The organism is Halomonas sp. MCCC 1A13316 (assembly GCF_014931605.1).
Taxonomy (GTDB): Bacteria; Pseudomonadota; Gammaproteobacteria; order Pseudomonadales; family Halomonadaceae; genus Halomonas.
In genome coordinates, this window is sequence record NZ_CP053382.1 from 3,034,327 (window position 1) to 3,059,821 (window position 25,495).

26 protein-coding genes are annotated in these 25,495 nt (G+C 62.1%); 8 read left to right on the forward strand and 18 right to left on the reverse strand.

Features of this window, described 5'->3' with window-relative positions; genetic code table 11:
• Nucleotides 1-11 precede the first annotated feature (11 nt).
• The 7 genes from HNO52_RS14055 to HNO52_RS14085 form a co-directional block, all read right to left on the reverse strand.
• Nucleotides 12-728 (reverse strand): SanA/YdcF family protein, encoded by a 717-nt coding sequence (locus HNO52_RS14055; RefSeq protein WP_197565890.1) that lies wholly within the window; start codon nt 726-728, stop codon nt 12-14.
• A gap of 70 nt (nt 729-798) precedes the next feature.
• The gene (sufT, locus tag HNO52_RS14060) at nt 799-1,371 is read right to left on the reverse strand and encodes a putative Fe-S cluster assembly protein SufT (protein ID WP_197565891.1); all 573 of its coding nucleotides are present in this window, start codon (nt 1,369-1,371) and stop codon (nt 799-801) included.
• Nucleotide 1,372: 1 nt separating this feature from the next.
• The gene (locus tag HNO52_RS14065) at nt 1,373-2,632 is read right to left on the reverse strand and encodes an aminotransferase class V-fold PLP-dependent enzyme (protein ID WP_197565892.1); all 1,260 of its coding nucleotides are present in this window, start codon (nt 2,630-2,632) and stop codon (nt 1,373-1,375) included.
• A 14-nt stretch (nt 2,633-2,646) separates the two neighbouring features.
• Entirely contained in the window at nt 2,647-4,014 is a 1,368-nt protein-coding gene (gene sufD / locus HNO52_RS14070) for a Fe-S cluster assembly protein SufD (RefSeq protein WP_197565893.1), read from the reverse strand.
• Nucleotides 4,011-4,763, reverse strand: a complete 753-nt coding sequence (gene sufC, locus HNO52_RS14075; RefSeq protein WP_197569238.1) for a Fe-S cluster assembly ATPase SufC — start codon at nt 4,761-4,763, stop codon at nt 4,011-4,013. The genes sufD and sufC overlap by 4 nt, the downstream gene beginning before the upstream one ends.
• 77 nt (nt 4,764-4,840) lie before the next feature.
• Complete coding sequence (sufB, locus tag HNO52_RS14080) at nt 4,841-6,283, reverse strand: Fe-S cluster assembly protein SufB (RefSeq protein ID WP_197565894.1); 1,443 nt, start codon at nt 6,281-6,283, stop codon at nt 4,841-4,843.
• Nucleotides 6,284-6,352: 69 nt separating this feature from the next.
• Nucleotides 6,353-6,817: an SUF system Fe-S cluster assembly regulator gene (locus tag HNO52_RS14085; protein WP_197565895.1), complete on the reverse strand. Its 465-nt coding sequence runs from the start codon at nt 6,815-6,817 to the stop codon at nt 6,353-6,355.
• A gap of 460 nt (nt 6,818-7,277) precedes the next feature.
• On the opposite strand from HNO52_RS14085, the gene HNO52_RS14090 reads away from it, so the two are divergent.
• Together HNO52_RS14090 and HNO52_RS14095 are read left to right on the forward strand one after the other, a co-directional pair.
• Nucleotides 7,278-7,751: an Lrp/AsnC family transcriptional regulator gene (locus tag HNO52_RS14090; protein ID WP_197565896.1), complete on the forward strand. Its 474-nt coding sequence runs from the start codon at nt 7,278-7,280 to the stop codon at nt 7,749-7,751.
• Between the two features lie 50 nt (nt 7,752-7,801).
• Nucleotides 7,802-8,731, forward strand: coding sequence for a complex I NDUFA9 subunit family protein (locus HNO52_RS14095; RefSeq protein WP_197565897.1), 930 nt, complete (start codon nt 7,802-7,804; stop codon nt 8,729-8,731).
• Between the two features lie 7 nt (nt 8,732-8,738).
• Here HNO52_RS14095 and HNO52_RS14100 read toward each other — a convergent pair whose 3' ends face one another.
• From HNO52_RS14100 to HNO52_RS14110, 3 genes are all read right to left on the reverse strand, one after another.
• The gene (locus tag HNO52_RS14100; RefSeq protein ID WP_197565898.1) at nt 8,739-9,290 is read right to left on the reverse strand and encodes a hypothetical protein; all 552 of its coding nucleotides are present in this window, start codon (nt 9,288-9,290) and stop codon (nt 8,739-8,741) included.
• Between the two features lie 61 nt (nt 9,291-9,351).
• Entirely contained in the window at nt 9,352-10,257 is a 906-nt protein-coding gene (locus tag HNO52_RS14105; RefSeq protein WP_197565899.1) for a ribose-phosphate diphosphokinase, read from the reverse strand.
• Nucleotides 10,257-11,849: a thymidine phosphorylase family protein gene (locus tag HNO52_RS14110; RefSeq protein WP_232090309.1), complete on the reverse strand. Its 1,593-nt coding sequence runs from the start codon at nt 11,847-11,849 to the stop codon at nt 10,257-10,259. The genes HNO52_RS14105 and HNO52_RS14110 overlap by 1 nt, the downstream gene beginning before the upstream one ends.
• A gap of 216 nt (nt 11,850-12,065) precedes the next feature.
• Here HNO52_RS14110 and HNO52_RS14115 point away from each other — a divergent pair, with 216 nt between their 5' ends.
• Both HNO52_RS14115 and HNO52_RS14120 read left to right on the forward strand, forming a co-directional pair.
• Nucleotides 12,066-13,010 carry a 2-dehydropantoate 2-reductase gene (locus tag HNO52_RS14115; RefSeq protein ID WP_197565900.1) on the forward strand — a complete coding sequence of 315 codons (945 nt, stop codon included), beginning with the start codon at nt 12,066-12,068 and terminating at the stop codon, nt 13,008-13,010.
• A gap of 109 nt (nt 13,011-13,119) precedes the next feature.
• Nucleotides 13,120-13,887, forward strand: a complete 768-nt coding sequence (locus tag HNO52_RS14120) for a class I SAM-dependent methyltransferase (protein WP_197565901.1) — start codon at nt 13,120-13,122, stop codon at nt 13,885-13,887.
• Between the two features lie 92 nt (nt 13,888-13,979).
• Here HNO52_RS14120 and thpD read toward each other — a convergent pair whose 3' ends face one another.
• From thpD to HNO52_RS14135, 3 genes are all read right to left on the reverse strand, one after another.
• Nucleotides 13,980-14,891, reverse strand: coding sequence for an ectoine hydroxylase (gene thpD / locus HNO52_RS14125; protein WP_197565902.1), 912 nt, complete (start codon nt 14,889-14,891; stop codon nt 13,980-13,982).
• A 164-nt stretch (nt 14,892-15,055) separates the two neighbouring features.
• Entirely contained in the window at nt 15,056-15,787 is a 732-nt protein-coding gene (locus HNO52_RS14130; protein WP_197565903.1) for a hypothetical protein, read from the reverse strand.
• Nucleotides 15,788-15,828: 41 nt separating this feature from the next.
• The gene (locus tag HNO52_RS14135) at nt 15,829-16,305 is read right to left on the reverse strand and encodes a YbhB/YbcL family Raf kinase inhibitor-like protein (protein WP_197565904.1); all 477 of its coding nucleotides are present in this window, start codon (nt 16,303-16,305) and stop codon (nt 15,829-15,831) included.
• A 75-nt stretch (nt 16,306-16,380) separates the two neighbouring features.
• Between HNO52_RS14135 and HNO52_RS14140 the strand changes: the two genes are divergently transcribed.
• Complete coding sequence (locus tag HNO52_RS14140) at nt 16,381-16,842, forward strand: flavodoxin family protein (protein WP_197565905.1); 462 nt, start codon at nt 16,381-16,383, stop codon at nt 16,840-16,842.
• A gap of 91 nt (nt 16,843-16,933) precedes the next feature.
• On the opposite strand, the gene HNO52_RS14145 is transcribed toward HNO52_RS14140, so the two are convergent.
• The 3 genes from HNO52_RS14145 to fadB all read right to left on the reverse strand — a co-directional run bounded on the left by HNO52_RS14145 (nt 16,934) and on the right by fadB (nt 20,643).
• Nucleotides 16,934-17,119 (reverse strand): CCGSCS motif protein, encoded by a 186-nt coding sequence (locus HNO52_RS14145; RefSeq protein ID WP_197565906.1) that lies wholly within the window; start codon nt 17,117-17,119, stop codon nt 16,934-16,936.
• A gap of 139 nt (nt 17,120-17,258) precedes the next feature.
• Complete coding sequence (gene fadA / locus HNO52_RS14150; RefSeq protein ID WP_197565907.1) at nt 17,259-18,437, reverse strand: acetyl-CoA C-acyltransferase FadA; 1,179 nt, start codon at nt 18,435-18,437, stop codon at nt 17,259-17,261.
• Nucleotides 18,438-18,465: 28 nt separating this feature from the next.
• A complete protein-coding gene (gene fadB / locus HNO52_RS14155) occupies nt 18,466-20,643 on the reverse strand; it encodes a fatty acid oxidation complex subunit alpha FadB (protein WP_197565908.1) in 2,178 nt (725 codons plus the stop codon).
• 356 nt (nt 20,644-20,999) lie between these two features.
• Between fadB and slyA the strand changes: the two genes are divergently transcribed.
• On the forward strand, nt 21,000-21,443 hold the full coding sequence (slyA, locus tag HNO52_RS14160; protein WP_197565909.1) for a transcriptional regulator SlyA: 444 nt from the start codon (nt 21,000-21,002) through the stop codon (nt 21,441-21,443).
• A 6-nt stretch (nt 21,444-21,449) separates the two neighbouring features.
• Here slyA and HNO52_RS14165 read toward each other — a convergent pair whose 3' ends face one another.
• Nucleotides 21,450-21,986 carry a preprotein translocase subunit YajC gene (locus tag HNO52_RS14165; protein WP_197565910.1) on the reverse strand — a complete coding sequence of 179 codons (537 nt, stop codon included), beginning with the start codon at nt 21,984-21,986 and terminating at the stop codon, nt 21,450-21,452.
• Nucleotides 21,987-22,086: 100 nt separating this feature from the next.
• Between HNO52_RS14165 and HNO52_RS14170 the strand changes: the two genes are divergently transcribed.
• The gene (locus HNO52_RS14170) at nt 22,087-22,539 is read left to right on the forward strand and encodes a universal stress protein (protein WP_197565911.1); all 453 of its coding nucleotides are present in this window, start codon (nt 22,087-22,089) and stop codon (nt 22,537-22,539) included.
• A gap of 41 nt (nt 22,540-22,580) precedes the next feature.
• Here the strand turns inward: HNO52_RS14170 and HNO52_RS14175 are convergent, their stop codons facing one another.
• Nucleotides 22,581-24,503: an ATP-binding cassette domain-containing protein gene (locus HNO52_RS14175; protein WP_197565912.1), complete on the reverse strand. Its 1,923-nt coding sequence runs from the start codon at nt 24,501-24,503 to the stop codon at nt 22,581-22,583.
• A gap of 100 nt (nt 24,504-24,603) precedes the next feature.
• On the opposite strand from HNO52_RS14175, the gene HNO52_RS14180 reads away from it, so the two are divergent.
• Nucleotides 24,604-25,494 (forward strand): TatD family hydrolase, encoded by an 891-nt coding sequence (locus HNO52_RS14180; protein WP_197565913.1) that lies wholly within the window; start codon nt 24,604-24,606, stop codon nt 25,492-25,494.
• Nucleotide 25,495 lies beyond the last annotated feature (1 nt).

Consider the following 25,495-nt stretch of genomic DNA (forward strand, 5'->3'; position numbering starts at 1 on the left):
GACAACGTCGGCTAGCGATATTCCGGTTGCGGTTCTATATCGAGCAGTTGCCGCCAAGCCGGCGGCACGATCTGCAAGGGCTCCAGCGGCCCCAGAAAATAGGGTTCGCGCCCCCAGAGATAGAGATCCCCCACGGTTGCCGCCCGCGCCGCCCACTCCCGCATCTGCAGCCGCCACAACCCCGCCACCGGACGCGACGGTGCACTGCAGCCGCGTGCCTCGAGACCTAGTGCATCGGCGATGAACAGCGCACGCGGCAAGTGCCAAGATTGCGTAACCAGCAGCACCTGGTCGACGCCGAACACTTCCCGCGCCCGCACCAGGGTATCGAAGGTACTGAAACCGGCATAGTCGAGGGTCATGTCCTCATCGCGCACGTATTGGCCACGCAGATCGCGCCACATGGTGATGGGCTCATTGTACTGGCGGGTGCGGTTGTCACCGGAAAGCAGCAGGTGCTCGACTCGGCCTAGCCGGATCAGTCGAGAAGCGGCGTTGATACGCGCTTCGAAGTGCGGATTGCGCACGCCGCTGCGCGTCCAGTGCGAGGTGCCGAAAACGATGCCGACACGCTCCGGGCCACACAGCGGTAGCTCGTGCTCGATACGTGAATGTGTCTGTCCCAGCACCCAGAGGTTGGCAGCGACGAACAGCAGCAGCGCCAGCAACAACAGGGTGCCGAGCGTCATCAGCAACAATTTGAAGGTTTTCCACAGTAGCGCCTGCATTCACCATCACCGGGCAAGGAATCACGAAGCCTCGCACACGCTACCGGTAGCGAGAAGTCCGGGCTTGCAGCTAGAACATGCCGAGTTCCAGTTTCGCCTCATCGCTCATCATCTCACGGCTCCAGGGTGGATCGAAGACGATCTCGGTGTGCACGCGGCTGATCTGGGGCGCGCCGAGGATCTTGTTGCGCGCATCGGCAGCAATCACATCACCCATGCCGCAGCCCGGCGCAGTGAGCGTCATACGGATGGTGACGATCCGCTCCCCGCTGATCAGCCGCTCGATGCGACATCCGTAGACCAGCCCAAGATCGACGATATTGACCGGGATCTCGGGATCGAAGCAGGTACGCAACTGATCCCAGACGAACTCTTCGATCTCTTCATCGCCGGCATCCTCGGGCAACGTCGGACGTGGCAGCGGCTCCAGCCCCAGGGCATCGAGGTTGCTGCCCTCGACCAGGTAGAGCCGTCCCTCGAAGCCAACGCTGACCGAGCTGCCTTTGGCCTGCATCACGCTGACCACGCTGTCCTCGGGCAGGGTCACGGTCTTGCCGAAAGGGATCGAAATAACCTCGACGTCACGCTGCAGCGGAAGCGTTTGCCCCTTCTGCAGGCTGGCAATCTGTTCGATGCTCGACATCTCAGCGCACCATTCCGATGACGCGTTCCAAGGCCGCCGTGAAGATCTCGACCTCCTCCAGCGTGTTGTAGACGGCGAACGAGGCACGACAGGTTGCCGTCACACCGAAGTGCGCCAGCAGCGGCTGGGCACAGTGGTTGCCGGTCCGAATTGCCACGCCGAGTTGATCGATCAGGAGCGCAATGTCCTGCGAGTGCGCCCCCTCGACGACGAAGGAGAGCACACCGGCCTTGTCCGGTGCCGTACCCAGGATGCGCAGCCCGTCGATTCGCGACACGGCGTCCGTGGCTTGCTGGAGCAACGCTGCCTCCCAGGCGCCGATGCGCTCGATCCCCACGTCGGCGACCCAATCGAGTGCCACTCCCAGCGCGATTACCTCGGCGATGGCCGGTGTGCCCGCCTCGAACTTGTGCGGAACGTCGGCGAAGATGGTCGGCACGTCGAAGGAGACGCTCTTGATCATCTCGCCACCGCCCTGCCACGGAGGCATCGCCTCGAGTAGCTCGGCCTTGCCGTAGAGCACGCCGGCGCCGGTGGGGCCATAGACCTTGTGCCCCGAGAAGGCATAGAAATCGGCATCTATCTCACGCACGTCGATCTTCTGGTGCGGAGCCGCCTGGGCGCCGTCGATCAGGATCAGCGCACCGCGCTCATGGGCGACGGTCGCCATCTCGCGCACGGGGTTGACGGTACCGAAGGCGTTGGAGACGTGATTCACGGCCACCAGCTTCGTGCGCTCGGTGAAGAGCGCACGATAGGCGTCGAGGTCGAGCACGCCGCGCTCGTCCACCGGAATCACCTTGACCACGATACCGAGCTGGCCGGCCAGCAGTTGCCAAGGCACGATGTTGGAGTGGTGCTCGAGAAGCGACACCAGGACCTCGTCGCCCTCCTTCAGGTTGGCACGCCCCCAACTGTGGGCGACCAGATTGATCGCCTCGGTGGTGCCGCGGGTAAAGACGATCTCACGCCGCTCGGCCGCTCCCAGGAAGGCGCGTACCGTATCCCGCGTCGCTTCATAGGCCGCCGTTGCCTCGTCGGCCAGGGTATGCAAGCCGCGATGGATATTGGCGTTGTAGCGGCTGTAGTAGTCGCGAAAGGTATCGATCACCGCGAGCGGCGTCTGGCTGGTCGCCGCATTGTCGAAGTAGATCAGCGGGTGGCCATGGACCTGCCGCTCGAGGATCGGGAACTGAGCGCGAATCCCGGCTACGTCGAGGGCCGGTGCATCAAGCGGCTGCTTATCGGCCAGGTTGTTCATCGCTCTCTCCTCGCTTACTCGTCGTGCAGGGCCATGGCGGCTTCCACCAGCCCGGCCAGGTTGAAGCGCTCCGGCAGCTTGCCGGCCACGGCCAGCTCCACTCGTTCAGCTACCGCATCCAGATCGACCTGCTCCATCACTTCGCCGGCGAAGGCCAGGGTCAGCAGGCCTCGCGCAGTCTGTTCGTCGATGCCGCGGGTGCGCAGGGCGAACACGGCTTCCTCGTCGAGCTGCCCTGTGGTGGTGCCGTGGGAGCACTTGACGTCGTCGGCATAGATCTCGAGCTCCGGCTTGGCGTCGATCTCGGCGCGGTCGGAGAGCAGCAGGTTGGCATTGCTCTGGAAGCCTTCGATCTTCTGGCTGTCACGCTTGACCACCACTTTGCCGTTGAACACTCCACGGGCGCGGTCGTCGAGAATGCCCTTGTAATTCTCGTTGGAGAAAGTACGCGGTGCGTTGTGATTGGCCAGGGTGTGATTGTCGATGTGCTGACGACCCTGACCGTAGAACAACCCGTAGAAATGGGCCTCGGCCCCTTCCCCATTCAGCTCGCTGATGAGGTCGTTGCGCACCAGGCTGCCGCCCAGGTTCAGGTTGAACGAGGTGTAGCGGCTATCACGGCCCTGTTCGGCGTGGATGCTGGCCACGTGCACGTCCCCGGGTGCGGCTTCCTGCAGCTTGTAGTGGCTGAGTATCGCCCCGCGGTCGAGCAGCAACTCGGCCACCAGGTTGGTGAAGTTAGCCGCCTCGCCCTCGCCGATGTGGTGCTCGATCAGCGTCGCTTGGCTGCGCGCCCCTGCCTCGACCAGAATGCGTGGATGGCTCATTACCGGCTTGGCATTGGCCCGCGACAGAAACTGCAGCAGAATCGGCTTCTCTACCACACTGCCCGGCGCCAGGCGCACCACAGCGCCCTCTTCCACGAAGGCGGTGTTGAGCGCCGAGAACGGCGAGAACTCGACGCCGGTCAAACGGCCCAGCGCCCCGCCCACGGCTTCATGGTTGTCTGCCAGCGCCTGCGACAGCGGTAGAACCGCTACGCCGCCAGGCAGTTCACCCAGGTCGGAGAGCGCCGCCGAGAACACGCCATCGACGAAGGTCAACCGGTGCGCCTCGATGGGTAGCGTTAACGCCGCGGCGGAGGCCGGTGAAAAATCAGCGCTGTCGGTCAGCGTGAAATCGCCGCGAGCGATGGCACGCACGTCCGTATATTTCCACGCCTCGTCGCGGCGAGTGGGAAAGCCGAGCGCTTCGAAGCGAGCCGCACCGGCCTGACGGCGGGCGGCAATCCAGGTCGGCTCAACTCCACGGCTTGCGTTGCGTTCCGCGAGGCGATCGAGAAAGGTATTTACCTCGCGTAACTGCTGTTCAACATTACTCATGCGGCAGTTTCCTCCACCACCCAGTCGTAACCGCGGGCTTCCAACTCCTTGGCCAGCTCGGCGTCGCCGCTCTTGGCGATGCGGCCGTCGACCAGCACGTGTACGCGGTCTGGCACGATGTAGTCGAGCAGACGCTGGTAGTGGGTCACCAGCAGGATGGCGCGCTTCTCATCACGCAGGGAGTTGACGCCATCGGCCACCACGCGCATGGCATCGATGTCGAGGCCGGAGTCGATCTCGTCGAGCATGGCGAGCCTGGGCTGCAGCACCAGCATCTGCAGGATCTCGTTGCGCTTCTTCTCGCCACCGGAGAAACCCTCGTTGACGGCGCGCTGCAGGAAGCTGGCGTCCATTTTCATCTGAGCCAGCTTCTCCTTGACTAGCTTCAGGAATTCGGGCGCCGGAATCTCCCCCTCGCCGCGAGCCTCGCGCTGGGCGTTGAGCGCCGCCTTGAGCAGGTAGATATTCTTCACCCCGGGGATCTCCACCGGATACTGGAAGCCCAGCAGTAGACCCGCCTGGGCACGCTCCTCGATTTCCATCTCCAGCACGTCGCGGCCCTCGAAGGTGACCGTACCCTGGGTAACCTCGTAGCCCTCCTTGCCCGCGATCACCGCCGACAGGGTCGACTTGCCGGCACCGTTGGGGCCCATGATGGCATGCACTTCCCCGGCGTTGATGGTCAGGGAGAGGCCCTTGAGGATTTCCTTGCCTTCCACCTTGACGTGCAGATCCTTGACTTCGAGCATCTTCATTACCTTTTCAAATCTGGCGAGCCGCCACGCGACCCGAAAAAAATGTCTGAGCGGGACCGAGCCAAAAGGCCTTAGCCCACGGCTCCCTCAAGGGTCACGTTGAGCAATGCTTCGGCTTCGACGGCGAACTCCATCGGCAGCTCCTGGAACACATCCTTGCAGAAGCCGTTGACGATCATGCTCACCGCATCCTCCTCGGAAATACCTCGGCTCTGGCAGTAGAACAGCTGGTCTTCGCCGATCTTGGAGGTGGTCGCCTCGTGCTCGATGGTCGCGGTGCTGTTGCCGATCTCTTGATACGGGAAGGTGTGCGCACCGCACTGATCGCCGATCAACAGCGAGTCGCACTGGGTGAAGTTGCGCGCTCCCTTGGCCCGCGGCCCGACCTTCACCAGTCCGCGATAGGACTGGTTGCTCCTGCCCGCGGAGATACCCTTGGAGACGATATAGGAGCGTGTGCCTTCGCCTATGTGGATCATCTTGGTGCCGGTGTCGGCTTGCTGGCGGCCGTTGGTCACTGCCACCGAGTAGAACTCGCCGATGCTGTCCTTACCGCGCAGCACACAGGAAGGGTACTTCCAGGTGATGGCGGAGCCGGTCTCGACCTGCGTCCAACTGATGCGCGAGCGGTCGCCGCGGCAGTCGCCACGCTTGGTGACGAAGTTGTAGATACCGCCCTTGCCGTCTTCGTCGCCGGGGTACCAGTTCTGCACCGTGGAGTACTTGATGTAGGCATCGTCCAATGCCACCAGCTCGACCACGGCGGCGTGGAGCTGGTTCTCGTCGCGCATCGGCGCGGTGCAGCCCTCCAGGTACGAGACCTGGGCACCCTCCTCGCAGATGATCAGGGTGCGCTCGAACTGGCCGGTGTTGGCGGCGTTGATGCGGAAGTAGGTGGAGAGCTCCATCGGGCAGGTCACGCCCTTGGGCACGAAGACGAACGAGCCGTCGGTGAAGACCGCCGAGTTGAGCGCGGCGAAGTAGTTGTCCGCCACCGGCACCACCGTACCCAGGTATTGCTTGATCAGTTCCGGGTAGTCGCGAATCGCCTCGGAGATCGAGCAGAAGATTACGCCAGCCTCGTGCAGCTTCTCCTTGAAGGTAGTGGTCACCGACACGGAGTCGAACACCGCATCCACTGCCACGCCGGCCAGGGCGGCCCGTTCATGCAGCGGTATGCCCAGCTTCTCGTAGGTCTCGAGCAGCTTGGGGTCGACTTCGTCGAGGCTCTGCGGCCGATCCTCGGGGCGCTTGGGCGCACTGTAGTAGGAGATCGCCTGGTAGTCGATCGGCGGATAGTCCAGATGCGCCCACGAGGGCGAGGTCATCTTGAGCCACTGATGGTAGGCCTTGAGACGCCATTCGAGCATCCATTCGGGCTCGCCCTTCTTGTTGGAAATGAAGGCGATGACGCTTTCGTCGAGCCCCGGCGGTACCGTCTCGCTCTCGATATCCGTCACGAACCCTTCTTTGTACTCGCGGCGGACAAGCTGTTCCATTTCCTCACTTGCCATGGTCTCTCCCCTCCCGGGCGGTTGGCCGGCGAGCTAGCTCGCCTCGGGTAATGAATCCGGTTCGGTGGCTCAAGCCGTATCGACGGCCAGGCTCACGCTCTGTATGGGTAGCTGCACCGGCAGCTTGATCGGCGCGGTGTCGGCCAGATGGGCCAAAGTCACGCTGTCGAGCAGGGTGCGAACTGCCAGCGACACACGCTGCCAGTTATCGGAGACACCACAGGTCGCCAGCAGGTCGCAGTCGCCCTCGGCATGGCTGCACTCCGTCATCGCCACAGGCCCCTCGATGGCGGTGATGATATCGATGGCCGTGATCCGCGATGCCGGTCGCGCTAGGGAGTAGCCACCCTGAGCGCCACGATGCGACTCCAGCAGCCCTGCCTTGACCAGCATCTTCAAGGTCTTGCTGACCGTGGGATGCGGTAATTGCACAGTCTCGGCCAGCTCCGCCGCCGCATGGGGCTGCTCGGGATGCCGAGCGATCTGTGCCAGAATCACGGCGGCGTAGTCTGTCAGCCGGGAAAGCTTCAGCATGCTGACTCCTGAATGTCACGGACACGTGGCGGAGGCCTGCGCTCCATTGGGGACCATTTTAGTCCTGTATGGATTCAATGTGAAGTCCTCTCGCTGGATAGTGGCGCCGAAGCCCCACGATAACGGCACGTTCGGCACCTTTAACAACAATAACGCTAATCGTTCTCATTATATTGCTGTCGACACGCATCCCACGAAGCATCCCTGCGCATGCCTCACTTCGATCAGGAAGCTTGCGTGCCTGCTCGTCCTTCTCCAGCCCCGACGAAGACACGATCGATCTTGACTCGCAACGCTTCGCAGCGCACGGCTGTCGGCGCCTCACGCTGCATCGAGCGACTCGCCGCGAGCTCGCATTGGCTTGAAAACTGGCGAGTACGGGCGGGATTCGCCAGACTTGCATTAATGGTTAGCGGCATCGGCCAAGGAACCACTGAACGCCACATTGACGAGGCACCTCATGCGCAATCTCAAACTCGACCGCATCGACCGCATGCTGCTCGAAGCCCTTCAGCAGGACGCCCGTCTGACCACTGCCGAACTGGCAGAACTCGTGAGTCTCTCACCCTCCCCTTGCGCTCGCCGCATTCGCCGGCTCGAACAGGCCGGGCTGATCACTCGCTACCGTGCCGAATTGGATAAGGTCAGGCTCGGCCTGACGATTACCATCTTCGTGCAGGTACGGCTCGACCAGCATCAACAGGAGCGGGTGGACGAGTTCGAGGAGAGCGTCCGAGACATGCCGGAAGTGGTGCAATGCCATAGCGTTTCCGGTCACTTCGACTACCTCCTTCAAGTGATCATCGCGGATATGGACGCCTTCGAGCAGTGGCTGCGACAATTTCGCCAGTTGAAGATGGTCAGTACCGTGGATAGCAGCTTCGCGATACGCGCGATCAAGGAAAACGGCCCTCTTCCCCTGCCGATCCAGTGAATCCGGCAACCACCGGTTATCTCAGCACCAGCGAGCCCTAGGGAGTCAACATGAAAAAGGCCCCCATTACCGTCTTTGGCGGAACTGGCTTTCTCGGTCGTCACGTGGTGCAGGAGCTGTTCGATGCCGGCCATGCGGTTCGCATCGCGGCACGCCGGCCTGCGCTCCCCGAATGGGCCGAACCCGGTGACCCCCTGGAGCCGGTCAGCGTCGATATCCGCAGCGAGAGCGACGTGAGCCAGGCCCTCGAAGGGGCTCTCGGGGCGGTCAACGCCGTGAGTCTCTACGTCGAGCAGCGCCAGTTGAGCTTCGATCAGGTGCACGTAGAAGGTGCCGGTCGCCTGGCCCGGCTGGCCCGGGCACAAGGCGTCAAATCTTTTGTCCAGCTCTCCGGCATCGGCGCCGCCTCCTCGTCGCGCTCACGCTACGTGAGGGCGCGAGGGCGCGGCGAGTCGGCTGTCATCGATGCCTTTCCGAAGGCGGTCATCCTGCGGCCGAGCGTCATGTTCGGCCCCGATGACGCCTTCCTCAGCCGCCTGGTGGATTTGACCCGGCTCCCTATCATCCCCCTCTTCGGCCACGGCGAGACGAAGCTGCAGCCGGTGCATGTGGTGGATGTGGCGAGGGCGATCGTGTGCCTGATGGGAGCCACTCCACCCGAGCGACGGCTGTTCGAGCTGGGCGGCCTGGAAGTATTGAGCTACCGGGAGATACTCGAGCTGATCATGGCCCATCTGGAGTGCGAGCGCAGGCTACTGCCCGTCCCACTTCCACTGTGGCACCTTGCCGCCCTGCTGGCTTCGCCGTTACCCGGACCACCCCTGACCCGGGACCAGGTCATCATGATGGCCGAGGACAATACGGTCGGCGAAAGTGTGGGTACGTTCGCCGACCTCGGTATACTGCCGCGTTCGTTGAATGACGCCCTGCCCGCCTGTCTGCCGGCACGAGACCCCGACCGGCCCGGCTACCGAGGCTGACCTGGCCTTATTGCCAACGCCACCCATGCCGTCCCCACCACTCCAGTGCAATGGTCCGGTTCTCGGCGTTGGCGCCCTCATCGAGCGCCGTAGCTAGGCGAACATAGTCGCCACCGGTCTGGGACATCAACCGCGGGTCCTGAGTGGCCAGCTGAAGCGCGTACAGTGCCAGCATCAGCTCGTATTCGTCATGGGTGTCGAGCAGTGTAAACAGCATAGGAACCGCCGGCTCGCCGATCTGCCCCAGACGCTCCGCCGCGATGTACCAGACCCTGGGATGTTCTTCACCGCCGTAGACATCAATGAAGCGCCTGTCGGCCATGCGACTGATGTAATAATGAACCTCGTCCTCTTCCGAGGCGAAGAGCGGGGGTATCCAGAAGCGATCATGACGCGTGGTAGCCACGAGGGGTGTAGACGGCTCGGTCGACACGACCTGCTCGGGCTCGTCGTGAGCCGTATCAGCTGCGACCGGCTCGGCCTTTTGAACTGCCTGACCGCCACAGCCTTCCAAGAAAAGCAGTAGTAACAGCGCGCTGAAAAATCTGGAACCCGTCATATCGCCCTCCCTGGATTAGCCATTATTGCGATGCGTTTTAACCCCTTCATGCAGCCCTTGGCTACCCCTGGCCGATCAAAATCCCGAACACTTGTCGCAGCGCTCGCGCAATGACAGGCGCCATGAATACGGTATTGCTCTCGTGGGCGATCGTGTCGGTACTCCATACCTCTCCCACTCCGGCCTGGCGAATTACGTTCAAGGCATCGCCCGCAAACAGGGCATGGGTCACCGCCACATCTACGCTGGCCGCCCCAGCGCTCAGTACCTTTTGCGTGGCCACGGCCAAGGTATGACCGGAACTGGCAATATCGTCCAGCAGCACGACCCGCCGACCGGCAAGGTCCAGGGAAGGCAACACGATCTCGACATCAAGATCACCATGACGCTTCTTGGTACATACATCGTATTCGAGTTCTGCCACCCGAGCAGCGCACTCCACCCATTGCTGCGACTCTATATCGGGACCCAGTAGCAACGCATCGGGACGCCTTTCGGCGATCGCCGTGGCCAGTTGCGGGACACCGGAAAGGGTAATGGCATGGCGCACGGGCACCGCCTGTTCGAGTCGTTCGATGCGGTGCAAGTGCGGGTCAACGGTAAGCACGGCATCGAAGAGCTCGGCAAGAAATCCTCCTACTAACCGCTGGCTGACCAGCTCGCCCTGGTTGAAGGCTACATCCTGACGCATGTAGGCCAAGTAGGGAGCCACCAACACCAAGTGTTCGACGCCCTGCTCGCGGGCGTGGCGAACAAGCAGCATCAACTCGACCAATTTATCGTTGGGACGATTCAGGCTGCGGTAAATGACCAGGGAGGGGGGTAGCTCGGCGAGGGGCAGGCGTAGACACAGCTCCTCGTCCGGAAAGCGGTGAAGTCCAACCGGCCGGGCCTCGAGGCCAGCTGCCGCCGCCAGGCGCTTGGCAGGAAGGGTCTCCTCATCGAAATAGAGCAGGGCGGCGTCCATCAGAACTCCACGTTCAGGCGCTTGAGTTTGTCTTGCTGACCGATACTGTAGCCACTTTCCCTCTCGCTGCACTGAAGGGCGAAGCCGTGCTCGCTGCGAAAGGCGGCATGCACCCGGTAGAGCGGCTGGCCCTGCTCGACGTAATCGCCGATCTGAGCGAACAGGTCAACGCCGGCTCCCTTGGCCTTGGGTGCCCCAGCCAGTCGTGCGATCCGCGCCAGCCGCAGGTTGTCGATGGCGGTAACGACACCCGTCCGGGGTGCCAAAACCTCAAACCGATGCGGTGCCAACTCGGGATTGTCGAGATCGAAAGGCTTCTCGCCCTGGGCTCGAATGATCGCCTGCATCTTTTCCAGGGCACGGCCGGAATCGAGGATGTCGCGGGCAATGGCGAAGCCGTCCCCACCACGGATATCGGGATCGAACTCCAACATGCGCCCCGCCAGACGCAGCGATTTCTGACGTAAGTCCATAGGCGCAGCTGGGTGGTTGGTGAGCACTCGCATCACATCACGAGCCTCCAGCACCGGGCCAATGCCGCGACCGATCGGCTGGCTTCCATCGGTGATCACTACTTCCAGCACCAGGCCCATGCGGCCGGCCACGTATTCGAACAGCTTTCGCAACCGTCGCGCCTCAGGCATGGACCTCACCTTGGCATGGGGCCCGATGGGAATGTCAAGCAACAGGTGGGTCGAGCCGGCCGCCATCTTCTTGGACAGGATGGAGGCTACCATCTGCCCCGGCGAGTCGATGGAGAGCGGGCGCTCCACCGCAATCAGCACGTCATCGGCCGGCGAAAGCTCGCTGGTGCCGCCCCACGCCACGCAGCCACGATGAGTACGAACCAACTCCCCCAGCTCGGCGAAGGGCACCTCGACCTTGGCCAGCACTTCCATGGTATCGGCTGTGCCCGAGGGCGAAGTAATGGCACGCGACGAGGTCTTAGGACACAGCAGACCGTGAGCCGCCACGATGGGCACTACCAGCATGGAGGTGCGGTTCCCTGGAATCCCTCCAATGCAGTGCTTGTCGACCACCGGTTGCTCGTGCCAATCGAGTCGTCGCCCCACCCGGCCCATGGCATCACTGAGATAGAAAATCTCCTCGCGGTCGAGCTCACCCAGCTCGCAAGCCACCACGAAGGCCGTCAACTCGATCTTCGAATAACGCAGCTCGGCAATGTCCCGCACGATTTCACGCAGGTCCTGGCGTGAAAGGCGGTCGCCGGCAATCTTGCGACGCAGGGCCGGGATCGACGCTGGCGGCTCCGCCTGGGATACGCTGACCGCATGGCCCTCCTCTACGCCGAGCGAAGTGAAGGCATCCTCGGAAAGACCGAGCTGGGTGTGACCGACGATAGCGATGTCGTCCACCACGTTAAGGGTCGCCAGGATGCGCCGGCCATTGGCCTGAACCTCAATTTTGGACAGTGCCTGGAAGCCCTCGGCACGATACAGATCGCACTCACGGTGCAGGTAGGCGACGTTCTCCCGGTACGTATCGATGGCCACCCGACACAGGGCGAGAGGTATCCCCATCTCGTCGCTGGGTTGGTTGCTGGCCTCGGAGTGCGGTGGAGTACTGTTCATCCGGCGAATCGCCCCGACTTGGATCGATATGCTCCAGTCTGCCGCATTTCTATCGGACTGGGCAGCACAATGGCCAACCGACATGACCCAGAGCAAGCTCGCCACCGTGCCGTACTCCGTCGGCACATCGCAGCCCAGGCAGGGGATAAGAGGCGTACACGAATACTATCTTGCCGCTATGCTCCGAGAAACGAGAGTGGATCGACAGGAGGAGTCATGAAGTTCGCCATCATGGGGAGCGGCGGTGTCGGCGGCTACTTCGGTGCACGCCTGGCCGAGGCGGGTGAAGATGTCACTTTCATTGCCCGCGGCGAGCACCTGGCCGCCATGCAGCGCCAAGGGCTGTGCGTGAGCAGCATCAAGGGGGATGTCACGCTGGCCCAGGTCAAGGCCACGGACGATCCCGCCAGCATCGGGGAAGTGGATTGCGTTATCGTGGCAGTCAAGGCATGGCAAGTACGCGAGGCTGCCGAATCGATCCGCCCCATAGTTGGATCCGATACTTTGGTGCTGCCTTTGGAGAATGGCGTCGAGGCCGCCGATATCCTGGCCGAAGTGCTGGGTGCCGCTCCAGTACTCGATGGCCTTTGCGGCATCCTGGCCTGGCGAGAAGCACCGGGCCAGATACGCCATGCCGGCGTGGATCCGTTCATTCGCTTCGGCGAGCGTGACAACCATAGCAGCATACGTACGGCACGGCTCAAGGCCATCTTCGACAAGGCGCATGGCGTCAGCGCCGAGATCCCTGACGACATGCGCGTCGCCCAGTGGAGCAAGTTCCTGTTCATCTGCGCCATGAGCGGCATTGGCAGCATCAGCCGGGCTCCCATAGGCGTTACCCGCCAGCTACCCGAGACTCGAGCCCTGATCCTGGCCATGCTCGAGGAGATCGAGCAGGTTGCCCGCGGCCATGGCGTCGCCTTTCCTCTCTACGCCGTCACCCGCGCCATGCAGTTCATCGATGCCATGCCGGCCGGGAGCACCTCCTCCATGCAACGCAACATCATGGCCGGTGAGCCCTCCGAGCTGGAGTCGCAGAATGGCGCCGTGGTGCGCCTGGGCCAAGCGGTTGGTGTAGCGACACCGGTTCACTCCCTGATCTATGCCGCCCTGCTACCCCAGGAATTGGCAGCCCGCGGAGAGATGCCGGCTGCCGAATGAACCACCCTTCTTATGGAAGCTTCCACAGGCGGTGGCAAGGATCGGATTGGAGTATTCTGATATTGAAGAGATGTGTGATATGCCACCGTCCTCCTGCTGGAGCACCGACATGACCAACACCCCTCATAATGCCCCGGGCCAGCACTGGAATGCCGCCGCCTATGCCCATAACGCCGATTTCGTTGCCGAGCTGGGCAATACGGTGGCCAGGCTGCTCGACCCTCGCCCCGGCGAGCGCATTCTCGACTTGGGTTGCGGCGACGGTGCACTGACCGAGGTGCTGGCAAAGTCCGGCGCCACCATCGTCGGTGTGGATGCAGCCATCGACATGGTCGAAGCCGCCCGAGCACGGGGGCTGGACGCCCGTGTCCAGGACGCTCACAACCTTCCCTTCGAGCATGAATTCGATGCCGTGTTCAGCAATGCCGCCCTGCACTGGATGCTCAACCATGAAGCCGTAGTAGCCAGCATTTACCGCTCGCTGAAGCCGGGTGGGCGTTTCGTCGCCGAATTCGGCGGTCACGGCAATGTTGCGGCAATCTGCACTGCCATATTGGCCGCTCTCCAGGCGCGAGGCATCAGCGGCAAGGCCCGTTTCCCGTGGTTCTTTCCTACTCCCCAGGAGTATCGGGATTGTCTGGAAACAGCCGGGTTCACGATCGAAACCATCGAATTGATTCCGCGTCCGACCCGCTTGCCTACGGGAATGGCTGGCTGGCTCGCCACCTTTGCCAACCCCTTCCTGCATGGGCTGGATGAAGAAGTGCGCGAGGCGGTGCTGAATGACGCCTTGGCTTTGCTGGCACCTAGCCTGTGCGACAGCCATGGCAACTGGACGGCCGATTACGTCCGTTTGCGTTTAAAGGCGCATCGCTGAGACGCCAGACCCCGTTTCTCGGGGCCTGGCTCTGATGAGGCATGCCATGGCGATACGGGAGGTTCTGCCACGACACATCGCTGCGTTGCGCTTTAACCTACCGGTTCGAGCGGGTTCCAGTCCGTGCGGTTGGCCAGGAACTCAGGACGCGGGCGGTTGCCGCAGAAGGGATTCATCAAGCCGTTGTCGACACTGTTGTAAACGAAGAAGAGGTTGCTGCGCGGCCAGCAGGACATGTTGGTATTGGAACCGTGCATGGTATTGCATTCGAACATGACCAAGGTGCCTGCAGGCCCCTTCGGCGCCTCGATTTCCCCTTTCAGCATCAGCTCACGCAGGCTGGCATTGTCGGGCACGCCAACATCCTGGCTCTTGAGGGACTCCTTGTAGTTATCGGTCGGCGTGCGGCCCACACAAGGAACGAAATACTTGTGCGAGCCGGGAATGAGCATCAACGGTCCGTTGTACTCGCCATTGTCGGTCAGCACGATGGAGCAGCTCAGCGAACGCATGCGCGGCATGCCGTCCTCACTGTGCCAGGTCTCGAAGTCGGAATGCCAGTCGAAGCCCTTGCCCTTGAAGCCGGGCTTGTAATTGATGCGCGATTGGTGAATGTACACGCCTTCACCGAGCAGCTGCTCGACCATGGCCAGCAGCCGCGGATCGCGGGTCAAGCGGCTGAAGCGCTCGGAAATTTCATGGATACCGAAGATGGAGCGGATCTCCTCTCGCCCCGGCTCAAGGATGGTGCCTTCCGAGAGCTTGAGGTCTTCATCTTCTTCGTACTCACGCAATTCCTCAATGAAGGCCTCCATCTCTTCACGGTCGAAGAAGCCTTCGAAAGAAAGGAACCCTTTCTCCTCGTATTCGCTAACCTGCTCCTCGCTCAGCGGTCCGTTACTACGCGCTGCCCCCTCAGTGTAGACGACGGGGTCAATACGCTCGAACATGCCAAGTTTGCGTTCCAATCGCGTAGGAAATAGATCCTGTACATCATGTTTCATCGCATGCTCCTCCTTGAATCCAAGCGAAACGCCAATCATCCGACTGGTGATTGTTCACCCTAGACGTGGAAAGGTTTGCATGCAAAACGACTTTGTATCGGCCTATTGCGCCAAGCAAAGTGACCGTAATCATTCAGGAAGAGAAGAGCTGGTCAGGGGCATGCTCACGCTTCGGGCGGCAACGACGACAGTTCATCCTTGTCATTCTCATCCTTGTCATTCAACTGCCGAATTTCCCGGCACAGGCGACGCCGCTGCCAGGGCGACGAGAGCCTCTTGGTATCCCATGTCGCCGGTACCAGGCCACACTCCGGCTGTTGCTCGATGAATTCAAAACACCGCTCGGCGCCGATCGGCAGATCCTCCGAGCCGTAAATACAAATGATGCGAATGGTCAGTGAGCGAAATATCACGCCATTACGCGGACGGATCCCCTCCATTTCGAAACTGCCGTCATACGCCAAGCGCTTGGTCAAGGCTCCGAAGCTGTCGATATGAACGAAATTCCCCGGTGCTAGAGGGCCTTGGTGGGAGCCATCCTGGACCATGGGAGAGGGATACACCGAACGGGACGATGCGCTACGGACACCTTCTTCTTTCCGATCATCCTCGTCATAAGTTTCCGTACAATCGGTTACATCCAGCCGCACGGAACCGCGTGAGGTCACGAGTTCGGCAATGATGTGCTGAATGAATATCGGTTCGGCGCTCATGTTGCTGATGAGGCAAAGGGCGTCGATATCCTTCTTCCTGCCCCGGTTGATCAACAGGCGGGGCCGACGCTGACGGCGAAAGCTGAAGTAGAGCAGTTGGGCATAGACCACCCATACGAGCAGAGTGCCGATATCGGTGAGCACGGAGACCTTGTCCCCGTGCTGGGAGAGCCAATCGAACATCGCAATCCTCCCTGACTGCCATGAACGCTTCGGTACGCTATTCAGACGCGACGATAGGTGCCGATCAGTCGATTCATGCCCAGTAGGTGCGGTTCGAGCTGTTTGAGCAACTCCTCGAGCCCCAGCCCCTCCGGAAGGTCGGTCGGCTTGTCGAGCGCCAGCACCCAGAAGTAATAATGGTGCACACCGTGGTCCTCGGGAGGCATCGGCCCCCCGTAGCCGACCTTGCCGAAATCGTTCTTGCCACTCGTGCCGTCGCTGGCACCTTCGGGCAGGGAGGTCGTTGAGCCGGGAAGGTTGTAGAGCAGCCAGTGCACGAAGCCGTAGCTGCCGTGCTGGACGAGGGGCGCATCGGGGTCATGGCAGATGATGGCATACCCCTTGGTACCCTCGGGAGCATCGCGCCAGCTCAGCGCCGGGGATACGTCATTGCCCTCTCCCGAATAGCGGCGGGGAATGGCGTCATGCGCCTCGAAAGCAGAGCTCTCCAACTGCATGTCCGAAAGTGCAAAGGCCATGTAATAACTCCTCCTGTCTGCAGGAAACGCGAAGGTGCCGAAACAGCGTCGGAAAAAGCCGTTAGACTGTCAAACATGAAACAACTGCTGATCGTGGCGCATGCCCCCTCGCCCAATACCTGGCGCCTGCGCGAGGCCGCCGAAAGCGGCGCACGCCATCCCGATATCGATGCCGTCGAGGTGGTGGTCAAGCCACCACTCGATGCCGGGCCGGAGGACGTGCTGGCGTGTGACGCCATTCTGCTGGGCACCACCGAAAACCTGGGCTACATGAGCGGGGCCCTGAAGGATTTCTTCGACCGCAGCTACTACGCCGTCCTGGAAGAGAAACAGGGCCTGCCCTGCGCACTCTACGTACGAGCGGGGCACGATGGCACCGGAACGCGCCGGGCGGTAGAAAGTATCATCTCAGGGCTGCGCTGGCGCTGGGCGCAAGAGCCGCTAGTGCTGCGCGGGGAGTGGCAGGATGGTTTCGTAGATCATGTGGAGGAGCTGGGCCTCTACCTGGCGGTAGGGCTCGAAGCGGGTGTGCTGTAACACATCGACCCACTGCCGAGACAACCCGGCGTTTCGCAAGAAACGGACTTGTCCGAATGGACATGTCCGTTGCTTGACGCTCGCAGGCGAGTCAGTTGCTGCACGACCCACAGCAGACTCCTGGCTCCCCGTGTTTTTTCTTCTTTGCAGCGTCGGCGCTGGCAGGCTCGCCCGGACTGGCGTCCTCAGCCACAGAGGTCAGCGCCTCAGGCACAAAAGCCTGAACGGCTTGCCTGTCTTCCGTCTTGTCTTTCTTGAACAGATTCTTGAGCCCCATGGAGTCACCCTCGCCGTGGACTTAATAAGATGTAAAACAAAAGCATCTTATTGTTCGACAATCCGGGCGTCAACGCAAAAAACGGCCCCGCCCTTGAAAGGGCGAGGCCGCTGGCTAAGGCAGGCGCCTGCTTGAGCGCTTATCTCAAGCGCTCGAAAACCGTGGCCACTCCCTGCCCCATGCCGATACACATGGTGGCGAGCCCCAGGGTGGTGTCCTGCTGCTGCATCACGTTGAGTAGCGTGGTGCAAATACGCGACCCCGAGCAGCCCAGCGGGTGACCCAAGGCGATGGCGCCACCGTTGAGGTTGACCTTCTCGTCCATGGCGTCGAGAAAACCGAGGTCCTTGAGTACCGGGATCGCCTGGGCGGCAAAGGCCTCGTTGAGCTCGACGGTCTGGATGTCCTCGGACGACAATCCGGCAGCCTTGAGTGCCTTCTTGGAGGCCGGCACCGGGCCGTAGCCCATGATCGAAGCATCGCAGCCCGCTACGCCGGTGGAGAGCACCCTGGCGATGGGCTCGAGACCCAGCGCCTGGGCACGCTCGTAGCTCATCACGGCCATCGCCGAGGCACCCACGGAAAGCGCCGAGGAAGTCCCCGCCGATACCGTGCCGCTGCGCGGATCGAAGACTGGCTTGAGCTTGGCCATCTCCTCGAGACTGGCATCGATGCGCACTACCTCGTCGTGCTTGAACAGCGTGCGGAATCCGCGTTCATCATGCCCTTCGATGCCGACGATCTCGTTGTCGAAGTAGCCCTGCTGGTTGGCCGCATAGGCGCGCTGATGAGAACGCACACCGAACTTGTCCTGCTCCTCGCGGGTCACGCCGTGCATCTTGCCCAGCAGCTCGGCGGTCAGCCCCATCATCATGGCCGCCTTGGCGGCATACTTGCTGGCCGCCGGGTTGACGTCGACGCCGTGCGCCATGGGCACATGCTCCATGTGCTCGACGCCGCCGATGACGTAGAAGTCGCCCATGCCGGCCTTGATGTTGGCCGCGGCGATATGCAGCGCGGTCATGGAAGAGCCGCACAGACGATTGACCGTCTGGGCCGGCACCGTGCGTGGAATGCCGGTCATGATGGCCGCGTTGCGGGCGATATTCATCGCTTGCTCAAGGGTCTGGTTGACGCAGCCCCAGATAACGTCATCGACTTCCGCCGGGTCGAGGCCCGCGTTGCGATCGAACAGCGCCTGCATCACCGCGGCGGAGAGGTTCTCTGCGCGCACGTTGCGGAAGGCACCGTTCTTGGCCTTGGCCATGGCAGTACGAACGCCATCAACCACCACGATGTCTCTCGGATTCAAACTCATATCAACTCACCTCCTGCTCGTGGTGGATTCAGCCCTGGGCCTGGGTGGAATAGAAACGCTCGCCGGAATCGGCCATCTGACGCAGCTTTTCGGTCGGGGCGTAGAGCGGCCCCAGCTCTTCGGCCAAGCCCTCGGCCAGCTTGACGAACTCGGCCACCCCCATGGCATCGATGTAGCGCAGCGCGCCACCGCGAAATGGCGGGAAACCGATACCGTAGATCAGCGCCATGTCGGCTTCAGCCGGGGTCTCGACGATGCCGTCTTCCAGGCAGCGCACGGTCTCCAGGCACAGCGGTACCATCATCCGGGCGACAATATCTTCCTCAGAGAACTCCTTCTCCTCCTTGGCGATCTGCTTGACCAGTGCATAAGCCTGCTCATCGCTGACCTTCTTCGGCTTGCCTTTGCGGTCTTCCTCGTAGGCATAAAAGCCCTTGTCGTTCTTTTGCCCCAAGCGCTCGTTCTCGTACATGACCTGGATGGCGGTCTTACCATCGCGGGCCATACGATCGGGGAAGCCCTCGGCCATCACCTCGTTGGCGTGCACCGCGGTGTCCATGCCCACCACATCGAGCAGATAGGCGGGGCCCATGGGCCAACCGAACTTCTCCATCACCTTGTCGATACGCTGGAAGTCGGCGCCCTGCTCGACCAGCAGGCTGAAACCGCCGAAATAGGGGAACAACACGCGGTTGACCAGGAACCCGGGGCAGTCGTTGACCACGATGGGCGTCTTGCCCATGGCGCGAGCATAGGCCACGGTGGCCGCCACGGCAGCGTCGCCGGTCTTCTCGCCGCGAATGACCTCGACCAGCGGCATGCGGTGCACCGGATTGAAGAAGTGCATGCCGCAAAAATTCTCGGGGCGCTTGAGGTTCTGTGCCAGGCGGGTAATCGAAATGGTCGAGGTGTTGGAGGTGAGGATGGTGTCCTCGGCCACCTGGCCTTCCACTTCGCTGAGTACCGCGTCCTTGACCTTGGGGTTCTCGACCACCGCCTCGACGACGAGGTCGACGTGACCGAAGTCGCCGTAGGAGAGCGTCGGACGGATATAGGTCAGTTTCTCGGCCATCTGCTCGGTGGTGAGCTTGCCGCGCTCCACCTGCTTGGAAAAGAGCTTGCGCGACTCCTTCAGGCCCAGCTCGATGGCCTCCTCCTTGATATCCTTCATCAGGATAGGAGTGCCCTTGGAGGCGCTCTGATAAGCGATGCCGCCCCCCATGATGCCGGCTCCCAGCACCGCGGTCTGCTTCACCGCCTTGGCCTGCTTCTCATATTTGCCGGCTTTCTTCTTGACCACCTGGTCGTTGAGGAACAGCCCGACAAGGTTGTAGCAGACATCGGTCAACGCCAGCTTGGCGAAGGCCTTGGCCTCGATGGCCTGGGCGCGGGCACGCTCTTCGCCTGCCCCCTTCTGAATCACCTTGATCGCCTCGATCGGCGCTGGGTAGTGCGGGCCCGCCTTGCCGGCCACATAGCCCTTGGCCGTCTCGAAGGCCATCATCTGCTCGATGGCGTTGAGCTTGAGCGGCCCGGTCTTCTCGGCGCGGCGCGCCTGGTAGTCGAGCTCGCCGGCATTGGCACGCGCCAGGATATCCAGCGCCGCCGTCTCGAGCTGCTCGTTCGATACCACGGCGTCAACGGCGCCCACCTTGAGAGCCGCATCAGCGCGGTTCTCGGTACCGCCGGCGATCCACTCCACGGCATTATCGGCACCGATCATTCGCGGCAGGCGTACGCAGCCACCCCAGCCGGGCAGAATGCCGAGCTTGGTCTCTGGCAGGCCGATCTTGGCCTTCTCCCCCATCACTCGAAAATCGGTGGTCAGCGTGACCTCGCAGCCACCACCCAGCGCCAAGCCGTTGATCGCGGTTACCGTGGGGAACGGCAGATCCTCGATGGCATTGAAGATGTCATGCACCTTCAGGTTCATCTCGACCAGGTATTCTTCGCCCTTCTCGAACAGACCGTGAAACTCGGTGATGTCGGCACCGACGATGAAGACATCCTTGGCGCTGCCGATCACCAACCCCTGGAGGCCACTCTCGTCGCGAATGGCCCGCACGGCCTCGTCCAGTTCGGCGACCACGGCACTGGACAGCTTATTGATGGACTCGCCCTTCAGATCGAAGGTGAGCATGGCGATGTCATCGCCCCCGTTCTTGGTACCGCGTGCCACCGTGATGGCGTTGCCTTGATAGATCATCCACGTATCTCCACACAGAGGTTGGCGTTGGAGGAGTGCCAGATTTCATACGGCCGTTTGATTCAGGCAAGCTTGGTGCACACGGGCCGGCACGTCAAGCCCCCGATGGGCTTAGTAGCCCTGAGATTCGAGCGCAGGACCGCAGCGTGCAGAATTATTGAACTCGCTGACAGCATAGCCACACGCCAGTGGCACGCGAAAACTTGCTGCCCTGGCTGGCAGTTGCCATCCGAGGTGGCGGAACCTTTTCATTAGCCGGATAATCGAAACATCATGACGCTTCACGCACCCGACAAGTTGCATTACACGCAAGGGGTCCGGACAATTCAGTCAATTCAACGATAAAGCGGAGTCCCATGCACCAGAACATTGGCTTCCGACTGTCCCGCCTACCCCGCCTATGGCGTGCCATCATCGATCGACGCCTCGCCCCGCTGGGCTTGACGCAGACACGCTGGATCACGCTTTATCATCTCTGGCGGCTCGGCGACGGACAGCCACAGTGCGACCTGGCTCGAGCGATTGGCGTAGAGGCGCCCTCCTTGGTTCGCACCCTTGACCAACTCTCCGACCAAGGACTCATCGAACGCTGCCCCTGCGATCAGGATCGACGCACCAAGCGCGTCTTCCTGACGACGGCAGCGACCCCGCTGCTTGAGCAGATCGATGAGGTGGTCACCCAGGCCAGGCGTGAAATGCTGGCCGGTTTGAGTGAAGAAGATGTACAGCACCTCGATGCCCTGCTGGAACACATCGAGAACAATGGCCTGACGATCCAGGCCAAGGAGAGTGAAGGCTGAGCAAATTCAGCCGCGTGGTGCTCCTTCACCGAAATCCGACTTGGCCCTGCGCTGGTCGGCACGCCCGGCCATGGCATTGCGCAGCAGGTGGAAATCATCGAGGTAGGTGAGAAAGCGCTCCGCCGTCTGCGACTCCCACCACCACAGAGTGATGGCAAATTCGCTGGACTCGATGACCAGCGCATCCTGGGGCAGGCGTGTCAGCAACGCCTCGAGCGGCTCGCGTGCCGCTGGAGGCAGAGGCCGGAGCGGCTCGATACGCCAACGCCAGCCGGCTACGCAAGGCTTGAGTACGTCGCTGGCCTCACTGTCACGCACCAGCAGAAAGCGTGGCCCGGGGGAGACGGCCGGGTAGCTCCACCGATAGCCCGGCATGGCGGTCTCGATACCGTGCAGCGGCGGCTTTTCCAGTACGACCTTGACCCCCGCCTTGGCCGCCGCATTGCGCAGAGGGACGATACGGCGTTGTCGGGGGCTGGGCTTGAGCCACATTACCGGTGAAATGACCAACAGCAGTGCCGCAAGAATGACTAGCCAGACCATGCGGATTCTCCTGATTCTTGACGCAAGTCGTTGTCTTGATTCATGAGCCGTCCTAGAGTGAAGGCATACCGATCACATGCCGTTACGCAGGAGCCCTGCCATGAGCAATGAATACCGTCATATCCTGGTCGCCGTCGACCTGACCAAGGATTCCCACAAAGTGCTGGAGCGTGCCTTGCAGATCGCCGAGCGCAACCAGGCCAAGCTGTCGATCATGCATACGCTCGAACCGCTAGGCTTCGCCTATGGTGGCGATATCCCCATGGACCTCACCAGCATCCAGGATCAGTTGGACGAGCATGCCAAGCAGCGTCTGTCCGAGATCGCCGACCCTCACGTGACCAAGGAGAACCAGCACGTCCTGGTGGGCATGCCCGACACCGAGATCCATCGCTTCGCCGCAGAGAATGGCGTCGATCTGATCGTGGTTGGCTCTCATGGCCGGCACGGCTTTGCCCTGCTGCTCGGCTCCACCTCCACCGGCGTCCTTCACGGCGCCCAGTGCGATGTGCTCGCGGTACGAGTGGGCAACAAGGGCGAAACGGCAGAATAGAGCTAATCTCTCGCCAGGGCGCCCCTCGGGCGCCTTACTGCTTACTCACCCGCCGCCATCGCTTCCAACTCCATCCACCGCTCCATGACGGCGTCGAGTTCGGCCTGCTTGTCGCCCATGGCCTGTAGCGTTTCGGCTACCTTCTCCGCTTCCTGCTGGTAGAAGGCAGGAGCGCTGATCCGAGCCTCGAATTCGGCCACCTCGGCCTCGAGCCTTTCGATCTGAGCCGGTAGCGCGTCGAGCTCGCGCTGCAGCTTGTAGGAAAGCTTGACGGGCTTTTTCGCGACGGGCGATACCGGCGCAGTCGCCTTGGCCGAAGTTTCCGACTTGGCGGTCGGCTCCACCTGCTGGCGTGCCGCTCCTTCCCATGGCGCCGGCGGCAGGGTGCCACCCTGCCGCACCCAGTCGCTGTAGCCGCCAACGTATTCGCGCACCACACCATCGCCCTCGAAAGCCAGCACGCCGGTCACCACGTTGTCCATGAAGGCGCGGTCGTGGGAGACCAGCAGCAGGGTGCCGTCGAAGTCGAGCAGCAGCTCCTCGAGCAACTCCAGAGTTTCGACGTCGAGATCGTTGGTCGGCTCGTCGAGCACCAGCACGTTGGCCGGCTGGGTAAACAGCCGCGCCAGAAGCAGGCGATTGGACTCACCGCCGGAAAGCGCCTTGACCGGTTGGCGCGCCCGTTCGGGCGTGAACAGGAAGTCCTGCAGATAGCTGATGACGTGTTTGTCCTTGCCGCCCACGGTGACCCTGTCGCTGCCCTGGGCAACGTTGTCGTAGACGCTCTTCTCCGGTTCCAGCCCAGCCCGCAGCTGGTCGAAATAGGCCACCTTGATATTGGTACCCAGACGCACCGAGCCTTCACTTGGCTCGAGCTCGCCGAGCAAGATCTTGAGCAGAGTGGTCTTGCCGGCGCCGTTGCGTCCGATCAGGCCGATGCGGTCGCCGCGCTGGATCTCGAGGTCGAGACCTCGAATGATGGTCTCATCGCCAAAGCGATGGGTCACGCCGACGAGCTCGACTACGCGCTTGCCGCTGCGCTCCCCCCTGTCGACACCGAAACTCGCCCGCCCCTGCACCTCGCGCCGCTGGCTGCGCTCGCGACGCAGCTGTTCCAGCGCCCGCACACGGCCCTCGTTACGAGTGCGCCGCGCCTTGATGCCCTGGCGAATCCAGGCTTCCTCCTGGGCCAGTTTCTTGTCGAACTCGGCGTTCTCGCGCGCCTCGATCTCGAGCTCATGCGTTTTCTGCTGTTGGTACGCAGCGTAATCGCCCGGATAGCGCCCCAGTCTTCCTCGGTCGAGCTCGAGAATCGCTGTCGCCAGCTTCGACAGGAAAGCGCGGTCGTGGGTGATGAACAGCACCGCACCGTTGAAATCGAGCAACTGCTCCTCGAGCCAGGCGATGGTGTCGAGGTCCAGGTGGTTGGTGGGCTCGTCGAGCAGCAGCAGGTCGGGTTCGGCAACCAGTGCCCGGGCAAGCGCCACACGCCGACGCCAGCCCCCCGAGAGCGAACTCATCAAGTCGTCGGCCGGTAGCCCCAGACGCGTCAGCACGACGTCGATGCGCTGTTCGAACGACCAGCCGTCGATGGCCTCGAGGCGGCTCTGCAGGGACGCCATGCGCTTCATATCGGGCTCGTCGGCCTGCACCAGATGATGATACTCGGCCAGTAGCTCACCCGCTTGCGGCAAGCCTTGGGCAACCACGTCGAAGATGGTTTCGCCCGTGGCGGAAGGCAGGTCCTGCTCCAACACGCCGATCTTCAGTCCCGGGGCGCGCCAGATGCTACCGTCATCGGGCAGAATTTCACCCGACACCAGTTTGAGCAGTGTCGATTTGCCGGTACCGTTGCGCCCGACCAACGCCAGGCGCTCCCCCTTCTCCAGCACCAGGTCGGCACCGTCGAGCAGCACATGGTTGCCATAAGCCAGTTGCAAGCTTTCCAGACGTAGCAGGGTCACGCGTTCACCTCATCAGTCGTTCAGGCGGCTAGTGTAACGCATGGCTGGCCCGGCGTGGCTTTGGTTACAATGCCCCTTGTAACTGCAAAGGAGCGCACACTTGGTCGACCCCGACACTTGCGACGATTTACTGCCCGAGGCGCTGCGCTTTCGTGCATCCGCCCCACTGGTGGACATCGGCGCCAACCTGACTCACGACAGCTTCGCCCATGACCTCGAGGCAGTACTGCGCCGGGCGCGAGCAGCCAATGTCACGACACTGATCGTGACCGGCACCGACCGCACCCATGCCGAGCAGGCCGTGGCACTCGCCCAGCGCTTCCCGGGGCTGCATGCCACCGCCGGGGTGCATCCCCACGATGCCAGCCTCTGGGATGACGCCTTGGCGGCCGCCATGGGCGAGCTGCATCAACGCGCCGAAGTCGTGGCCGTGGGCGAGTGCGGCCTCGATTTCAATCGCAACTTCTCCACCCCAAGCGAGCAGGAGCGGGCCTTCGAAGCCCAGTTGGGCCTGGCGGTGAAGAGCGGCAAGCCATTGTTCATCCATGAGCGTGACGCCGGCCAGCGCATGCGCGACATGCTGCATGCCTGGCGCGATGACATCAGCGATGCAGTGATCCACTGCTTTACGGCCGACCGTGTTACTCTCCACGGCTATCTCGACCTCGACCTGCACATCGGCTTGACGGGCTGGATCTGCGACGAGCGACGCGGCCATCACCTGCGCGAGCTGGTCAGGGATATTCCGCTCGATCGCCTGATGGTGGAAACCGATTGCCCCTACCTGCTACCGCGCGATTTACCTGCCAAACTCAAGGGCAGGCGCAACGAGCCGTCGCTGCTACCATGGATCGTGCGCGAGATCGCTGCCTGGCGAGGCAACAACGAGGCTGAGCTGGCGCATGCCACCACACAAACCGCCCGACGCTTCTTCCGCCTGGATACCGCAAGCGAAGCCCAGGAGACAGGCCGTGACCAACAGGAGTCGTGAT

Excerpts from the sequence above, each read along its gene's own strand:
- slyA (WP_197565909.1), top strand. The coding sequence starts at position 21,000 with ATGCACCAGAACATTGGCTTCCGACTGTCCCGCCTACCCCGCCTATGG.
- HNO52_RS14085 (WP_197565895.1), bottom strand. The coding sequence starts at position 6,817 with ATGCTGAAGCTTTCCCGGCTGACAGACTACGCCGCCGTGATTCTGGCA.
- HNO52_RS14170 (WP_197565911.1), top strand. The coding sequence starts at position 22,087 with ATGAGCAATGAATACCGTCATATCCTGGTCGCCGTCGACCTGACCAAG.
- HNO52_RS14110 (WP_232090309.1), bottom strand. The coding sequence starts at position 11,849 with ATGAACAGTACTCCACCGCACTCCGAGGCCAGCAACCAACCCAGCGAC.
- HNO52_RS14065 (WP_197565892.1), bottom strand. The coding sequence starts at position 2,632 with ATGAACAACCTGGCCGATAAGCAGCCGCTTGATGCACCGGCCCTCGAC.
- fadB (WP_197565908.1), bottom strand. The coding sequence starts at position 20,643 with ATGATCTATCAAGGCAACGCCATCACGGTGGCACGCGGTACCAAGAAC.
- sufC (WP_197569238.1), bottom strand. The coding sequence starts at position 4,763 with ATGCTCGAAGTCAAGGATCTGCACGTCAAGGTGGAAGGCAAGGAAATC.
- HNO52_RS14165 (WP_197565910.1), bottom strand. The coding sequence starts at position 21,986 with ATGGTCTGGCTAGTCATTCTTGCGGCACTGCTGTTGGTCATTTCACCG.
- thpD (WP_197565902.1), bottom strand. The coding sequence starts at position 14,891 with ATGAAACATGATGTACAGGATCTATTTCCTACGCGATTGGAACGCAAA.
- HNO52_RS14145 (WP_197565906.1), bottom strand. The coding sequence starts at position 17,119 with ATGGGGCTCAAGAATCTGTTCAAGAAAGACAAGACGGAAGACAGGCAA.
- HNO52_RS14115 (WP_197565900.1), top strand. The coding sequence starts at position 12,066 with ATGAAGTTCGCCATCATGGGGAGCGGCGGTGTCGGCGGCTACTTCGGT.
- HNO52_RS14135 (WP_197565904.1), bottom strand. The coding sequence starts at position 16,305 with ATGGCCTTTGCACTTTCGGACATGCAGTTGGAGAGCTCTGCTTTCGAG.
- sufT (WP_197565891.1), bottom strand. The coding sequence starts at position 1,371 with ATGTCGAGCATCGAACAGATTGCCAGCCTGCAGAAGGGGCAAACGCTT.
- HNO52_RS14105 (WP_197565899.1), bottom strand. The coding sequence starts at position 10,257 with ATGGACGCCGCCCTGCTCTATTTCGATGAGGAGACCCTTCCTGCCAAG.
- fadA (WP_197565907.1), bottom strand. The coding sequence starts at position 18,437 with ATGAGTTTGAATCCGAGAGACATCGTGGTGGTTGATGGCGTTCGTACT.
- HNO52_RS14055 (WP_197565890.1), bottom strand. The coding sequence starts at position 728 with ATGCAGGCGCTACTGTGGAAAACCTTCAAATTGTTGCTGATGACGCTC.
- HNO52_RS14100 (WP_197565898.1), bottom strand. The coding sequence starts at position 9,290 with ATGACGGGTTCCAGATTTTTCAGCGCGCTGTTACTACTGCTTTTCTTG.
- HNO52_RS14120 (WP_197565901.1), top strand. The coding sequence starts at position 13,120 with ATGACCAACACCCCTCATAATGCCCCGGGCCAGCACTGGAATGCCGCC.
- HNO52_RS14090 (WP_197565896.1), top strand. The coding sequence starts at position 7,278 with ATGCGCAATCTCAAACTCGACCGCATCGACCGCATGCTGCTCGAAGCC.
- HNO52_RS14095 (WP_197565897.1), top strand. The coding sequence starts at position 7,802 with ATGAAAAAGGCCCCCATTACCGTCTTTGGCGGAACTGGCTTTCTCGGT.
- sufD (WP_197565893.1), bottom strand. The coding sequence starts at position 4,014 with ATGAGTAATGTTGAACAGCAGTTACGCGAGGTAAATACCTTTCTCGAT.
- HNO52_RS14130 (WP_197565903.1), bottom strand. The coding sequence starts at position 15,787 with ATGTTCGATTGGCTCTCCCAGCACGGGGACAAGGTCTCCGTGCTCACC.
- sufB (WP_197565894.1), bottom strand. The coding sequence starts at position 6,283 with ATGGCAAGTGAGGAAATGGAACAGCTTGTCCGCCGCGAGTACAAAGAA.
- HNO52_RS14140 (WP_197565905.1), top strand. The coding sequence starts at position 16,381 with ATGAAACAACTGCTGATCGTGGCGCATGCCCCCTCGCCCAATACCTGG.